The 14,663-nt window shown below is 58.8% G+C and carries 11 protein-coding genes; 7 read left to right on the top strand and 4 right to left on the bottom strand.

Annotated features, from left to right (window positions below; genetic code table 11):
* Nucleotides 1–3: 3 nt before the first annotated feature.
* Entirely contained in the window at nt 4–3,183 is a 3,180-nt protein-coding gene (locus tag NAT49_RS03590; protein WP_251590358.1) for an efflux RND transporter permease subunit, read from the top strand.
* Nucleotides 3,184–3,312: 129 nt separating this feature from the next.
* On the opposite strand, the gene purN is transcribed toward NAT49_RS03590, so the two are convergent.
* Nucleotides 3,313–4,023 (bottom strand): phosphoribosylglycinamide formyltransferase, encoded by a 711-nt coding sequence (gene purN, locus NAT49_RS03585; protein ID WP_251590357.1) that lies wholly within the window; start codon nt 4,021–4,023, stop codon nt 3,313–3,315.
* Nucleotides 4,020–5,081 (bottom strand): phosphoribosylformylglycinamidine cyclo-ligase, encoded by a 1,062-nt coding sequence (gene purM / locus NAT49_RS03580; RefSeq protein WP_251590356.1) that lies wholly within the window; start codon nt 5,079–5,081, stop codon nt 4,020–4,022. The genes purN and purM overlap by 4 nt, the downstream gene beginning before the upstream one ends.
* 165 nt (nt 5,082–5,246) lie before the next feature.
* Here purM and NAT49_RS03575 point away from each other — a divergent pair, with 165 nt between their 5' ends.
* The 5 genes from NAT49_RS03575 (at nt 5,247) to araH (ending at nt 10,942) form a co-directional block, all read left to right on the top strand.
* The gene (locus NAT49_RS03575; protein ID WP_251590355.1) at nt 5,247–6,320 is read left to right on the top strand and encodes an AI-2E family transporter; all 1,074 of its coding nucleotides are present in this window, start codon (nt 5,247–5,249) and stop codon (nt 6,318–6,320) included.
* Nucleotide 6,321: 1 nt separating this feature from the next.
* A complete protein-coding gene (gene hda, locus NAT49_RS03570) occupies nt 6,322–7,023 on the top strand; it encodes a DnaA regulatory inactivator Hda (protein WP_251591933.1) in 702 nt (233 codons plus the stop codon).
* Between the two features lie 376 nt (nt 7,024–7,399).
* On the top strand, nt 7,400–8,332 hold the full coding sequence (locus NAT49_RS03565; RefSeq protein ID WP_251591931.1) for an arabinose ABC transporter substrate-binding protein: 933 nt from the start codon (nt 7,400–7,402) through the stop codon (nt 8,330–8,332).
* Nucleotides 8,333–8,380: 48 nt separating this feature from the next.
* Nucleotides 8,381–9,874 carry an L-arabinose ABC transporter ATP-binding protein AraG gene (gene araG / locus NAT49_RS03560; protein WP_251590353.1) on the top strand — a complete coding sequence of 498 codons (1,494 nt, stop codon included), beginning with the start codon at nt 8,381–8,383 and terminating at the stop codon, nt 9,872–9,874.
* 63 nt (nt 9,875–9,937) lie between these two features.
* On the top strand, nt 9,938–10,942 hold the full coding sequence (araH, locus tag NAT49_RS03555) for an L-arabinose ABC transporter permease AraH (protein ID WP_251590351.1): 1,005 nt from the start codon (nt 9,938–9,940) through the stop codon (nt 10,940–10,942).
* Nucleotides 10,943–11,015: 73 nt separating this feature from the next.
* Here the strand turns inward: araH and NAT49_RS03550 are convergent, their stop codons facing one another.
* A complete protein-coding gene (locus NAT49_RS03550; RefSeq protein ID WP_251590349.1) occupies nt 11,016–11,435 on the bottom strand; it encodes a secondary thiamine-phosphate synthase enzyme YjbQ in 420 nt (139 codons plus the stop codon).
* 214 nt (nt 11,436–11,649) lie between these two features.
* On the opposite strand from NAT49_RS03550, the gene NAT49_RS03545 reads away from it, so the two are divergent.
* Nucleotides 11,650–13,026, top strand: coding sequence for a class II fumarate hydratase (locus tag NAT49_RS03545; protein WP_251590347.1), 1,377 nt, complete (start codon nt 11,650–11,652; stop codon nt 13,024–13,026).
* Between the two features lie 81 nt (nt 13,027–13,107).
* Here the strand turns inward: NAT49_RS03545 and glpD are convergent, their stop codons facing one another.
* Nucleotides 13,108–14,643 (bottom strand): glycerol-3-phosphate dehydrogenase, encoded by a 1,536-nt coding sequence (gene glpD / locus NAT49_RS03540; protein ID WP_251590345.1) that lies wholly within the window; start codon nt 14,641–14,643, stop codon nt 13,108–13,110.
* Nucleotides 14,644–14,663 lie beyond the last annotated feature (20 nt).

Raw genomic sequence — 14,663 nt, 5'->3', positions numbered from 1 at the left:
TACGTGAATATTTCAAGCTTCTTTATAAATAGGCCGATTTTCGCAACGGTTCTGTCGATCATCATTACGCTGGTCGGCTTCATGGCCATGCGAAGTCTTCCTATCGAGCAGTACCCGCAGGTCGTGCCGGTCACGGTGTCGGTCACGGCGTCCTTCCCGGGTGCCGATGCTGAAACCGTATCGGAAACAGTGGCTGCACCGCTTGCCGAGGAGATCAATGGCGTCAAGAACATGATCTACCTAAGCTCATCGAGCGCGGACAGCGGCCAGATGCGCATGAAGGTCTATTTCAATATCGGGACTGATCCCGATATCGCGACCATCAACGTCAATAACCGCGTACAGAGGGCGCTGTCGCGTCTGCCGTCGGCCGTGCAGAATCAGGGCGTGACCGTCGAGCTGCAATCAAGCAGCATTTTGATGTTTGCCGCACTCTATTCGCCCAACGGTCAATACGACTCGCTCTATCTCAATAACTACGCCAACATCAATATTGTCGATGAGATCAAGCAGCTCAACGGGGTCGGGCAGGCCGAGGTTCTGGGCAATCAGCAGTTCGCCATGCGTATCTGGCTCAACCCGGACAAGCTTTCCCAGTATGATCTGACGCCGGCCGAAGTGTCCCAGGCCATTCAGGCCCAGAACACCGTTGTCTCGGCCGGTAAGCTTGGCGCCGAGCCCCAGCGAAGTGCTACGTCGAACACCTATACAATCACGACCCAGGGGCGCTTGAAGTCGGTCAAGCAGTTCGAGGACATTCTATTAAAGACCAAGGCCGATGGTGGCGCGCTTCGCTTGAGCGATGTTGCGCGCGTCGAGCTTGGCTCGACCTCCTACGGCATTCAGGGCCGGGTTAATAATAACCCCATCGCGCCAATCGCCATTTATCAGCAGCCAGGGGCCAATGCCCTTCAAGTGGCTGGCGAGGTCAAACAGACACTGCGCGATCTCAAGCAGCGTTTCCCGGCAGGCCTTGACTACGTAGTGCCCTATGACACGACGCTATTTATCAATGCGTCGATTGAATCGGTGCTGCATACCTTTGTTGAAGCTCTGATTCTGGTGGCGTTGATCGTCTTCATCTTCCTGCAGAACTGGCGATCGACACTCGTTGCCATGTCGGTGGTGCCGGTATCGGTCATCGGCACGTTCGCCGGCATGTACATGCTCGACTTTTCGATCAACCTGCTGTCGTTGTTCGGGATGATTCTTGCCATCGGGATCGTGGTGGACGATGCGATTGTCGTGATCGAGAACGTCGAGCGTATTCTCGAGGACAATCCGGAGGTGTCGTCCAAGGAGGCTGCCTTCGAGGCAATGAGGGAGGTGACCGGGCCCGTGCTCGCGACGGCCCTGATCATGGCGTCCGTGTTCGTGCCTGTCGGTTTCCTGACGGGACTCACCGGCAAGATGTATCAGCAGTTCGCCATCACGATTGCCATTTCGGTCAGCATCTCGGCGCTGGTTGCCCTGTCGTTCACGCCGGCGATGTCCGCCATTTTTATCAAGCACAAGGAAAACCTGAAGCAGTCGAAGTTGAGTCGCGCGGTCAACAGGCCCTTCGAGTGGTTCAACAAGGGCTTCGATAAGCTGACCGACTGGTTCATGAGCGCCGTAAACTTCCTGATTCGCCACGTGCTGGTGTCGCTGGCGCTGGTACTTGGCACCTGTGCGCTGTCGTTTTTTATCTACTCGAAACTGCCAGGCGGTCTGATTCCCGCAACCGACCAGGGCCTGATGATCGCCTCGGTGTCGCTGCCGGCCGGGTCGTCGGTTGCACGCACCGATGAGTACGTTCAGGAGCTGATCGACAAGATCGAGGAAGTGCCAGCGGTTGAGTACGCCACCTCGATCACCGGCTTCGATATTCTGAGTAGCTCGGCAAATACCGCGAAAGCCACGGTGTTCGTGTCGATGAAGTCCTGGTCCGAGCGCGATATCACCGCCGACCAGATGATCCAGAAAACGATGCAGATCGGTGGGTCGCTGCCTGGTGGCAAGGTGATGGCGTTCAACCTGCCGCCGATCATCGGGCTTTCAACGACCGGTGGTTTCAACGGGTATCTCGAATCGCTCGGCGGGGATTCGCCGCAGGAGCTTTATCAGGCGTCACTCAAGATCATGCAGGCGGCCCAGAAACGGCCAGAACTTGCGCAGGTCTTCACCACGCTTGATGTCTCGGTGCCGACCTACAGCGCGACAGTGGATGAGAACAAGGCTCAAAGCCTTGGGGTCGATCTCAACGACCTCAATACGACTCTTTCAAGCACCTTCGGCCAGTCGTTCGTGAACTACTTCACGCGCAATAGCCGTAACTTCCAGGTGTATCTGCAGTCGGATGACAAATTCAGGCGCTCGCCAAGCGATCTGAACAAGGTCTTTGTGCGTGGCGGAAACGGCGAGCGAATTCCGCTGTCGACCCTTGTTACCCTTAAGCGAACCAATGCGCCGACGATCGTCGACCGGTTCAGTGTTTATCCGGCGGCGCAGTTCCAGGGCCAGCCCGCGCCGGGGTACAGTTCCGGCCAGGCGATTGCCGTGATGAACGATGTCGTGCGCGAAACGCTTGGTGATCAGTACAGCATGGGCTGGACCGGGGAAGCCTATCAGCAGGAAAACGCCGGTAACGCATCGACGCTTGCGATCGTGTTCGGCTTGATCATGGTCTTTTTGATTCTGGCGGCGCAGTACGAGCGTTGGACGCTACCGATCGCTGTTGTGTCGGCGGTGCCGTTCGCGTTCATCGGTTCGGTGCTCGCGGTCTGGATGCGTGGGCTCGACACCAGTGTGTACTTGCAGATCGGCTTACTGGTGGTCGTGGGGCTTGCCGCCAAGAACGCGATTCTGATCGTCGAGTTCGCCCAGCAGCAGCGCGATGAAGGCAAGAGCATCGTCGATGCAGCCCTGACTGCGGCCCGGCTTCGTTTCCGTCCGATCGTCATGACGTCACTGGCCTTCATCGGCGGCACACTGCCGCTGGCACTGGCCTCAGGTGCAAGCGCCGCGAGCCGACATCATATCGGCACGCCCGTGGTTGGGGGCATGATTTCGATCACGATTCTTGCAAGCGTGTTCGTGCCGGCAGCCTATGTCTTCATCATGCGCGGTCAGGAGCGTTTGATGCGCCGCTTCAACAAGCAGCCCGAATCAGACACTCATGAGGGCCGCACAAGCGAGAAGTAAATCAGAAAAGGCGCCGGCGTATTCGTCGGCGCCCGTTTTGATCCATGTCTCAGTAGTCAATAAGTTCAAGCGTTCAATAAAAAAGCCGCCCGGGAGGGCGGCTTTTTTATTGCGCGGAAAACGAACGGCTTAAAGGTCGTCGTCGGTCACGTCATCGGCGGCAAGTCGAAGGCCCGACGCCGGCAGGGCATGGCCATCCAAGGTCAGTCCTGAATCGTTCAATTGCAGCCGGCCGTCAAGAAACCAGCGTACTGCCATGGGGTAGATCAGATGCTCACGACTGAGCACCCGCTCGGCCAGCGTGTCCTTGGTGTCGTCCGGCAACACATGAACCGCGGCCTGCACGATGATCGGCCCGCCGTCGAGTTCCTCGGTGACGAAGTGCACACTGGCACCGTGCTCGGTACCTGAATCGGCCAGGAGGCGCGCATGCGTATCGAGGCCCTTGTACGCTGGCAATAATGATGGATGAATGTTCATCAGCCGACCGTGGTAGCGAAGCACAAAGCTCTTGGTGAGAATGCGCATGAAGCCGGCCAGCACCACCAGGTCGGGCTGATGGTGGTCGATCACGCGAATCAGTTCAGCGTCATAAAGCTCGCGGTCGCGTTCGTCGTGAAAATGCCGAAACTTGCTCGGCTCCACAACCTCGGTCAGCACATCCGCTTCCTTGGCGCGCTCAAGGCCATAGGCGTCGGGCTTGTTGCTGATGACGGCGACGACGTTGCCCCCGAGCTCGTCATGCTCCATCGCATCAAGAAGTGCCTGAAGGTTGCTCCCGCTGCCGGAGATCAATACGACGATCCTGCGTGCGTCGGCGGTTTCGGCTTCAAACGTCATGCATCAAGCCCCGCGAGCTGTACCTGTTCTTCGTCGGCGCTTCGCGACTGGATGTGGCCGAGGGTGTAGACGGTCTCACCCTGTGCCTTGAGGTGATCGGCCGCGCGCTCGGCATCGGCTTGATCCACGACCACGACCATGCCGATGCCGCAGTTGAGCACGCGGTACATTTCATGGTCATCGACGTTGCCCTGACGCTGGAGCCAATCGAACACGGCCGGACGCGTCCAGCGTGTTGTGTCGATATGGATGGTAGCGTCTTCCGGCAGAACGCGGGGCAGGTTTTCGAGCAGACCACCGCCGGTAATGTGCGACAGCGCATGGACGCTTACGTCGCTGTCATTGATCAAGGACAGCAGCGGCTTGACGTAGATGCGTGTCGGCGCCATCAGTGCGTCGCTCAAGGGAACGCCGTCGATGAGCTGATCCAGTGACTCGCCGCTGCGCTCGATGATCTTTCGAATCAGCGAGTAGCCGTTGGAGTGCGGGCCGCTCGAGGCAAGGCCCAGCACCACATCGCCTTCCTTGACCTTTTGACCATCAAGAATCTTGCGTTTTTCGACTACCCCGACGCAGAACCCCGCCAGATCATAATCGTTGCCTTCGTACATGCCCGGCATTTCTGCCGTTTCACCGCCCACCAGGGCGCAGCCTGCCTGCAGACAGCCTTCGCCGATGCCGGTCACGACCTGAGAGGCGATGTCGATATCGAGCTTGCCGGTCGCGTAGTAGTCAAGGAACTGAAGCGGTTCGGCGCCGGCAACGACCAGGTCGTTGACGCACATGGCCACCAGATCGATACCGATGGTGTCGTGCTTGCCAAGATCCATGGCCAGTCGCAGCTTGGTGCCCACGCCGTCGGTGCCGGTGACCAGAACCGGCTCGTCATATCCCTTGGGCAGTTCGCACAAGGCGCCAAAGCCGCCCAGACCACCCATGACTTCGGGGCGGTGGGTCCGCTTGGCAACGCCTTTGATGCGATCGACCAGTGCATTACCGGCGTCAATATCCACGCCGGCATCTTTGTAGCTTAAGGGAGCATCGGAGTGTGAAGTCATGTATGTTCCTGTGCTGTACGGTGACCTGGGCCCTGCGGCCAAAAATAAAGCGCGAGTATAACATCGCCTCGGCCCGCGGGCACGAAGCTCGGGCCGTGATGGCAGGAATCGATAAAGCCATTAAACTGCCTGCATCAGGTAGGCAAGACCAACAAGGATGACAGCATGTCGATGCGATTTTGGTGGGGGATTGGCGGGGCAATTGCCGGACTGTGGTTGTTTTCACATTTGACGCCGATCTTGATGCCGTTTTTTGTCGGCACGATCCTTGCGTATTTGGGCGACCCGCTGGCGGATCGGCTCGAGGCGCGTGGGCTATCCCGGCGTTTGGCGGTGACGGTGGTGTTTTCTCTCTTGTCGATCACGGTCATCGGGTTGACCATCATCGTATTGCCGGTGCTCTGGCGGCAGTTGATTCAGTTCGTTGAAGCGCTTCCGGCTATTTTGAACTGGGTGCAGCAGGTGGTCATGCCCACGATCCAGTCCTGGACCGGGTCGGATTTTTCCGCCGATTTCGATCAGCTCAGAAATATCGTGACCGGGCACTGGAAGGAAACCGGCTCCATTGCCGCCCAGTTTTTGACTCAGCTGTCGCGTTCGGGGCTCGCGCTGGCGTTTTTGATCGGCAACCTTGCGATCATTCCGGTCGTGACCTTCTATCTGCTGCTGGACTGGGATCGCATGAAGGCCAAGATCAAGGATGCGATTCCCCGCGATTGGGTGTCTACCGTCACCCGGCTTGCGCGTGAGTGCGATGAAGTGCTTGGGGCGTTCATGCGCGGCCAGCTGCTGGTGATGCTGGGGCTCGGCATTGTTTACGCCATCGGGCTGACGCTTTTGGGGGTCAAGTTCGGCTTTCTCATCGGGATCATTGCCGGTATGGCGAGTATTGTGCCGTATCTTGGTGTGATTGTCGGGGTGGCGATTGCTGAGCTGGTGGCGTTTTTCCAGTTTCAGGACTGGCTGCCGCTCCTCGGCGTTGGGGGGGTGTTCGTCGTTGGGCAACTGCTTGAAGGCATGGTGTTCCAGCCGCTTTTGCTTGGTGATCGCATCGGGCTGCATCCGGTGGTGGTGATCTTTGCGGTCATGGCCGGTGGGCAGTTGTTCGGGTTTGTCGGCGTGCTGCTGGCGTTGCCGGTCGCGGCGGTGCTCATGGTAGTATTGCGCTACCTGTTTACTCAGTATAAAGAAAGCCCCATGTACTCCTCTTCCTCCAAGATCGATCAGGATGCGCGCTGACATGATGTCCGGGCCGGCTCAGCTCCCGCTGGGAGTTGGATTGCGAGACGATGCAACCTTCGCCAACTTCATGGCCGGGGGCAACCAGACACTGGTCGATCAGCTCGTGCGCCAGCCTACGCCGACGGGCGAGCAGTTTCTGTATCTGTGGGGTGCGCCTGAATCCGGCAAGAGTCATCTGCTTCAAGCCGCCTGTCATGAGGCCAGCCAGCAGGGTATTTCCACGCTGTATCTCCCGCTCTCAGACATTGGTCATTTCCCCCCCTTGATGCTCGAGGACATCGAGCATCTCGAGCTGATCGCGATCGATGATCTGGACACGGTGATCGGGCGCAAGCGCTGGGAGGAAGGGCTGTTTCACTGCTTCAACCGATTGAGAGACGCGGGTCGGCGACTGATTATCGCGGCAGAAAAGCCGCCACGTCAGTTGCCGGTCAAGCTGGCTGATCTCGGCTCGCGTCTGAGTTGGGGGACCACGTTTCATCTCAAGCCGCTCAACGATGACGAGCGGCTCGAGGCATTGAAGCTCAGGGCGCGGAGCCGAGGGATGATGCTTCCCGATGAAGTCGGGCGTTATCTCTGCCACCGAGGCCCGCGCCAACTGACAACGCTGTTCGATACATTGGCGCGTCTTGATGAGGCCTCGCTGTCGGCACAGCGCAAATTGACCATTCCCTTCGTCAAGCAAGCGCTTGGGTGGTAACACGTTTTTATCTGATCGCTTGCATGCCCCCTGATTATTTTTCCCTCCCCGCTGCCCCTTTTAAGGGTGGCCTGTGCGTCGTGTACCGCTGACGACAGCGGACTTTCGCGAAAGTCGAAGACAACTTTAGTTCATGGCGTTTTACTCACGGGCGGGCGACAACGCCCGTACTGTATGGCTCTGCGCTTTATTGATACCAGATAAGGTATCGGTTTGGCGTCCAACCGTTATTACTCTGTAATCGGTTCGGCCTCTACTATCGGCTCAAAGCAGGAGACAGTGTCCAACAACAATTGAGCCTTTAGGCCGGAGAACGCCAATGATCCGCTTTGTGAAACCTTCCTTACTGACGCTCGGGCTGAGTCTTGGAGTTTGCATGGGCAGTGCCCAGGCCCAGGACGACGTCAAGATCGGATTTATCGTCAAAAAGCCCGAACAAGCCTGGTTCATCAACGAACAAAAGGCGGCGACCCAACTTGGCGAGGATAAAGGGTTTTCGGTGGTGCGCCTTGCAGGCGAAGATGGCCAGCAGGTCTTGAGTGCGATCGATAACCTTCACTCTCAGGGTGCTCAGGGGTTCGTGATCTGTCCGCCGGATGTCCGGCTTGGGCCGGCCATCGTCAACCGGGCCGAGCGTTACGGCATGAAGGTCATTACCGTTGACGACCGGTTTTTAGGGCCGGGCGGTGAGCCCATCGAGTCGGTGCCGCACCTTGGCATGTCGGGCTACAAGATCGGCCAGCAGGTCGGCAAGGCGATCGCGGCCGAGATGAAGGCCCGCGGCTGGGATCCAAAGTCCGTGGCCGCACTTCGTATTACCAACTATGAGTTGCCGACCGCGAAGGAGCGCACTGATGGTGCGACCCAGGCACTGCTTGAGTCCGGGTTCGTCAAGGCCAACATTTTTGACGCGCCCCAACAGAACACCGACACCAGCAGCGCATTTGCTGCGGCCTCACCGGTCTTTTCAAAACACGGCAACTTCGATCATTGGGTTATCTATGCCCTTAATGAAGAAAGCGTATTGGGCGGCGTGCGCGCAAGTGAGCAGTACGGGCTGTCACCCGATCAGGTCATCGGCGTTGGCATCAACGGCTCAGGTGCCGCCTTTGCCGAATTCTCGCGCAAGAACCCCACAGGCTTTTACGGCACCATGGCGGTCAGCTCGACCATGCATGGCCGTCAAACCGCAGACAACCTCTATACCTGGATCACCACCGGGGATAAGCCCAAGGCCAATACTGAAACTACCGGCACGCTCATGACCCGTGAGAACTGGCAGGAGGTACGCGACGATCTCGGCCTGTAAGCCCGTTATCGGTCAGAACGTGTACTCATGTCGGACAGGAGCAGGGCCATGAACGAACCATATCTTCGCGTGGAAAACGTGACCGTTGAGTTCCCGGGGGTCAAGGCGCTCGACGGCGTCAGTTTCGCCGCACATCAGGGGCAGGTGCACGCCCTGATGGGGGAAAACGGCGCGGGGAAATCGACTCTTTTGAAGGTGCTGAGCGGTGTCAACACGCCAACCCAGGGGCATCTGGTGATCCAGGGCACGTCGCATGTGTTCGCCAACGCCCGCGAGGCGCTCAAAAGCGGCATCGCCATCATTTATCAGGAGCTGACACTGGCACCGAATCTGTCGGTGGCGGAAAACCTTCTGATGGGGCAGCTGCCGGCTCACCACGGCTTCGTGGACCGTCGGCGCCTGCGCGAGCGCGCCCTCGCTATATTGGATGATCTGGGCGAAGGGGCGCTCGACCCGGCAACCAAGGTGCGTGAGCTGTCGGTCGGCCAGCAGCAGATGATCGAGATCGGGCGGGCGCTGTTACGGGATGCGCGCATCATTGCCTTCGATGAGCCGACCAGCTCGCTCTCGGTTCAGGAAACCCGGCACCTGAAGCGGATCGTTGCACGCCTTCGTGATGAAGGACGGGTCGTCTTGTACGTTACCCATCGCATGGAAGAGGTGTTCGAGATGTGCGATGCGATCACCGTCTTTCGAGATGGGCGTCACATCTGCACTCACGAGACGCTTGAGGGGGTCGACAACGACACGCTGGTCAGCGAAATGGTTGGCCGTGACATCGAGGACGTGTACGGCTACCGGCCGCGTGACATTGGCGAGGTGCTGCTGGCGCTGGACGGCCTGAAGGGGCGAGGCGTTCGCGCGCCGGTATCGCTTGAGGTGCGTCGTGGCGAGGTGCTGGGGCTTTTTGGTCTGGTCGGCGCCGGGCGCAGTGAACTGATGCGTCTGGTCTGTGGCGCCGAGCGCGCAAGCGACGGCGCCGTGATGTTCAAGGGGCAGCGCAGTCGCTACACCAGCGCCCAGGCCGCGATTCGAGCCGGCATCGCCATGTGCCCGGAAGACCGTAAATCCCAGGGCATCTTTCCGGTCGCGAGTGTGTCGGACAACCTCAACATCAGCTGCCGTCGTTTTTTCAAACGACTTGGTCTTTTTCGACACACGGCCCGCGAGATGGAGACCACGCAGCACTACATTCGTGCGCTCAGCATCAAGACGCCGGGGCCGCGCACGCCGATCGCGAACTTGTCCGGTGGCAACCAGCAAAAGGTCATTCTGGCGCGCTGGCTGGCCGAGGAAATCGATCTGTTCATCATGGATGAGCCGACCCGAGGGATCGATGTCGGCGCCCGCCGTGACATCTATAGCCTGCTTTATGACCTGGCCGAACAGGGCAAGAGCGTGCTGGTGATCTCGAGCGATCTGGCGGAGGTCAGTTCGATCTGCGATCGCATCGGTGTCATGCGAGACGGCGAACTGCTGGACATCGTCTCGCGGGAGCACGCCACGCCCGAACGTCTGCTCGGGCTGGCGCTGCCGGCCTGATCGAGTCATCTCGTCTGCTCTCGATGCGCTTGTTGTGCTCTTAACAATGATAAGGAAAACGCCATGTCTCAACACGATACCGCCGCGTCCTCGGTAAGCGAGCCGACGCGGCGTCGGCTGCCAAAGCCGCTTCGCACATTACTGGATACGTCCGGTCTGATTGCGGTGTTCATTCTGCTGTTCGCCGGGCTCTCGATTTTAGTGCCGGACTTTCTGACCGGGCGTAACATCGTGGGGCTGTTGCTGTCGGTCACTTTGATCGGTTCGATCGCGACCACCATGATGATGGTGCTGGCGCTTGGGGAGGTGGATCTCTCGGTTGCCTCGATCGTTGCCTTCGCCGGGGTGGTAGCCGCGGTGATCACATCGACCAGCGGCAGCGTTTTCATCGGCGTGGTGGCGGGCATTGCCGCCGGCGCGGCGGTCGGAGCGTTCAATGGGTTTGTGGTGGCGCGCTTTGGCATCAATTCGCTGATTGCGACCCTTGCCGCGATGGAGTTCGTGCGCGGGCTTGCCTACATCACCTCCGGCGGTGACGCCGTCATGATCACGGTGCCGGGCTTTTTCGATCTCGGCAGCGCGGCCTTTCTGGGGTTGACGCTTCCGGTGTGGACGATGATCGCGTGCTTTGTGGTGTTCGGGGTCATCCTCAACATGACAAGTTTCGGTCGAAATACGCTGGCCACCGGCGGCAATGCCGAAGCGGCGGCTCTGGCCGGGGTCAACGTACGAAAGCTCAAGATCACCGTGTTTGCGCTGCAGGGGCTGGTGGCCGGTATTGCCGGCGTGCTCTTGACCTCGCGTATGGGCCTTGGCGACCCGAACACCTCACAGGGGCTGGAGCTTGCCGTGATCTCTGCCTGTGTGCTGGGTGGGGTGTCACTGTCGGGCGGTGTGGCTTCGATCACCGGCGTACTGGTCGGGGTGCTGATCATGGGCTGCGTGCAAAACGCCATGGGGCTATTGAATGTGCCGACCTTTTATCAGTATCTCGTTCGAGGGGCGATCCTGCTGCTGGCGGTCATGTTCGACCGCTGGAAGCAGTCCCGAAGGGCAGGGGAGCGTTAGCACAAAGATGTCATATGAAAAACGCCGGGGCAGATCTGCCCCGGCGTTTTTTATGGTCATGTGCGGGCAAGGGTTACTCGCCGAACGCGGTGATCACGACCCGCCGGCTGCCGCCGTGATTGCGATGCTCGCAGAGATAGATGCCCTGCCAGGTGCCGAGGTTGAGCCGGCCGTCCGTAATCGGGATCTGAACGCTCGGCCCCAGCAGGCTGCTTTTCAAGTGGGCTGGCATGTCGTCGCTGCCTTCAAAGACATGTTCGAAATACGGCTCGTCTTCGGGCACGGCGCGGTCGAAGAAGCTTTCGAAGTCAGTGCGTACGGTCGGATCGGCATTTTCGTTAATGGTCAGCGAAGCCGAGGTGTGTTTGATGAACACGCTCAAAAGTCCGGTCTTGATCGTGCCGAGGTCCTTGAGGGCGCGTTCGATGTCGTCGGTGATGATGTGGAATCCGCGCGAGCGCGCATTCAGGGTGATCTCTTTTTGCATCCACATGGCGTTGACTCCATCGGTGATAAGGGCGCGTCGCGCATAGGTTTGTAGTCTAGAAGACGCGCCAGCGGGTGTAGAGCGCCTTCTACCCACATTCTGGCCAGGTACTCAATCATTTATGGTAATGAGTCGCATTGCTTTTTTCGACGAACGCCTTGTGCTGGGTCTATCCTGAACGCACTAACGCAGTTTCAATCTCAAGTGGGAGAACACAGGCATGGCCAATACGCGCATTGAACGTGACAGCATGGGTGAGCTCGAGGTACCGGAATCGGCGCTTTACGGCGCGCAGACGCAGCGCGCGATCAATAACTTTCCGGTCAGCGGTCAGCCCCTGCCGTTCGAGTTCATCAAGGCAGTGGTACACGTCAAACGGGCTGCCGCCCAGGTTAATCTCGACCTTGAACTTCTGGATAAGCCCCGCGCCGAGGCCATCATTGCGGCTGCCGACACACTGCTTTCAGGCAAGCACCAGGACCAGTTCCCGGTCGATGTGTTCCAGACGGGCTCGGGCACCTCGACCAACATGAACGTCAACGAGGTTATCGCTCACCTGGCGTCAAGCGATGAGCTCGAGGTCAACCCCAATGACCACGTCAATATGGGGCAGAGCAGCAACGACACGATCCCCACGGCGCTTCATGTGTCTGCATCGATGGCTCTGCATGAAACGCTGTTGCCGGCGCTCAGGCACCTGAGCGCGGTGATCGATACCAAGGCCGGCGAGGTCGAAGACGTCGTAAAAACAGGGCGCACCCATTTGATGGACGCCATGCCGATCAAGATGAGCCAAGAGCTTGGAGGGTGGTCGTCTCAGGTGGCGCAGTCGGTTGAGCGCCTTGAAGACGTACAGCGTCGCCTTCTTCGTATTGCACAAGGCGGCACGGCAGTGGGCACCGGCATCAATGCGCACCCGGAATTTGCCGAGCGGTTTGCCAGGGTGCTGGGTGAGCACACCGGGCTTTCGTACGCGCCCAGTGACAGCTTCTTTGCAAGCCTTGGCTCACAGGACGCTACCGTCGAGCTTTCCGGGCACCTCAAGGCGTTCGCGTGTGCGTTGATGAAGATCAGCAATGACCTTCGCTGGATGAATTCCGGGCCGCTTGCGGGGCTTGGCGAGATTGAGCTCGAAGCGCTTCAGCCAGGAAGTTCCATCATGCCCGGCAAGGTCAATCCGGTCATTCCCGAGTCGGCGGCGCAGGTGGCGGCGCAGGTTATCGGTAATGACGCAGCCGTCACCGTGGCCGGTCAGTCCGGTAATTTTCAGCTCAATGTGATGCTGCCGCTGATGGCGAGTAATGTTCTTTCCTCGATAACGCTGTTGACCAACGTGTCGCGCCTTCTGGCCGATAACGCGATCGCAACCTTTAGTGTCAGAAAGGACAGCATTGAAGCTCCGCTTTCGAAAAACCCGGTGCTGGTCACGGCCTTGAATCCGGTCATTGGCTACAATGCGGCGGCGAAAGTAGCCAAGAAGGCGTATCAGGAAGGGCGGCCGATTCTGGAGGTGGCCGAAGAGGAGACCGAGCTGTCGAAAGAGGAGCTCGAGCGCTATCTTGATCCGGCCAAGCTGACCGAAGGCGGCATTCAGTAATCGTCAGGCAAGGCCCATCAAACCGACAACGCCCCGCTTACTTAAGCGGGGCGTTTTTCATGCAGAGTGCACCAGAGCGTTTCAGGCCTGAGCACTTTCCGCCTTGGGCGTGCCTGGGTAAATACGAGCGATGCGTTCTGCGATGTAGTCGCTCAGGCGATTCTTTTGAGCGTCATCGAGGCGCAGGTCCATCTTGGTTCGGCGCCAGATAACGTCGTCAAGCTCACGCGCCCATTCCTGCTCAATCAGATAGTTGATCTCGGCGGCGCTCATGCCGCTGCCGAATTGCTCGCCAAGATCATCAAGCGTGCTGCAGCCGTCAAGGAACTGCTCGCAGAGCGTGCCGTAACTCGAGGCAAAACGCTCGGCCGTCTTGGTCTCCAAAAAGGGATAGTTGGCTTTCAAGGTCTTGGCGTACTCGAGCCGGTCGGTGATGTCGCCGCCGGGCATGGTGGCTTCTGCCGTCCAGTCGCCACGCATGGTCGGGTAATAGGCTTTCAACTCGTGCAGTGCGGCTTCCGAGAGCTTGCGGAATGTGGTGATCTTGCCGCCGAACACGGAAAGCATCGGCGCCTTCTCGGCATCGAGGTTCAAGGTGTAGTCCCGCGTCATGGCTGATGGGTCGTCGGACTCGTCATCGCAAAGCGGGCGCACGCCTGAGTAGCTGGTGACGATGTCATCTTCGGTGATGCGTGCGTCAAAATGGTCGTTGAGCACGTCCAATAGATACGTGGTTTCTTCCTGGCTGATGGTCAGCTTGGATGGGTCGCCGTCGTAGGCGACGTCGGTGGTACCGATGAGACTGAAGTCGTTCTGATAGGGCAGCACGAACACGATGCGCTTGTCCTTGTTTTGAAGGATATAAGCGCGATCGTCGGTATTGATGCGTTTGGTGACCAGGTGGCTGCCCTTGATCATCTTGATGCCGTAGCGCGGCTTTCGCTGGGTTTCGTTTCGGATGAAGGATTCCACCCACGGGCCGGCAGCATTGATCAGAACTCGGGCTCGACGGACGAGTGTTTCACCGGTCAGCATATCCTTGAGCGTGAGCTCCCAGTGGCCGTTTTCATCGGCGCGGGCCTGCTCGCAGCGGGTTCTGACCAGAACCTCGGCCCCATTTTGCTTGGCCTGCAACGCGTTGAGTACCACCATGCGGGCATCATCAACCCAGCAGTCTGAGTACTCAAAACCTTTCTTGATGTCTGAGGACAACGGTGAACCCGAACCGAACGTCAGTTTCTTGGCCTTGGGCAGGCTGTCCCGATGGCTTAGATGGTCGTAGAGGAAAAGTCCCGTTCGAATCATCCAGCCCGGTCTCAAATGCGGCTGGTGGGGCAGGATAAAGCGCATCGGCCAGACAATGTGCGGCGCTTTTTTGAGCAAGACTTCCCGCTCGTGAAGCGCTTCTCTGACCAGACGAAATTCATAATGCTCGAGATAGCGCAGGCCGCCATGAATCAGCTTGCTGGACGCCGAGGATGTGGCGCTTGCAAGGTCAGCCTGCTCGCAGAGCCCGACGCTCAGACCCCGGCCGGCAGCGTCGCAGGCAATACCAGTGCCGTTAATGCCTCCACCAATGACATACATGTCCAATAGGGGCGTTTGCTGATGTGCCATGCTGTTCTCCGCCGAAGTCG

Origin of the sequence: Larsenimonas suaedae (assembly GCF_023712105.1) — a bacterium.
Taxonomy (GTDB): domain Bacteria; phylum Pseudomonadota; class Gammaproteobacteria; order Pseudomonadales; family Halomonadaceae; genus Larsenimonas; species Larsenimonas suaedae.
Note: the sequence above shows the minus strand (reverse complement) of the source record. Positions and strands in the feature narration are given on the sequence as shown.

Excerpts from the sequence above, each read along its gene's own strand:
- NAT49_RS03545 (WP_251590347.1), top strand. The coding sequence starts at position 11,650 with ATGGCCAATACGCGCATTGAACGTGACAGCATGGGTGAGCTCGAGGTA.
- NAT49_RS03550 (WP_251590349.1), bottom strand. The coding sequence starts at position 11,435 with ATGTGGATGCAAAAAGAGATCACCCTGAATGCGCGCTCGCGCGGATTC.
- glpD (WP_251590345.1), bottom strand. The coding sequence starts at position 14,643 with ATGGCACATCAGCAAACGCCCCTATTGGACATGTATGTCATTGGTGGA.
- purM (WP_251590356.1), bottom strand. The coding sequence starts at position 5,081 with ATGACTTCACACTCCGATGCTCCCTTAAGCTACAAAGATGCCGGCGTG.
- NAT49_RS03565 (WP_251591931.1), top strand. The coding sequence starts at position 7,400 with ATGGGCAGTGCCCAGGCCCAGGACGACGTCAAGATCGGATTTATCGTC.
- araH (WP_251590351.1), top strand. The coding sequence starts at position 9,938 with ATGTCTCAACACGATACCGCCGCGTCCTCGGTAAGCGAGCCGACGCGG.
- hda (WP_251591933.1), top strand. The coding sequence starts at position 6,322 with ATGATGTCCGGGCCGGCTCAGCTCCCGCTGGGAGTTGGATTGCGAGAC.
- araG (WP_251590353.1), top strand. The coding sequence starts at position 8,381 with ATGAACGAACCATATCTTCGCGTGGAAAACGTGACCGTTGAGTTCCCG.
- purN (WP_251590357.1), bottom strand. The coding sequence starts at position 4,023 with ATGACGTTTGAAGCCGAAACCGCCGACGCACGCAGGATCGTCGTATTG.
- NAT49_RS03575 (WP_251590355.1), top strand. The coding sequence starts at position 5,247 with ATGTCGATGCGATTTTGGTGGGGGATTGGCGGGGCAATTGCCGGACTG.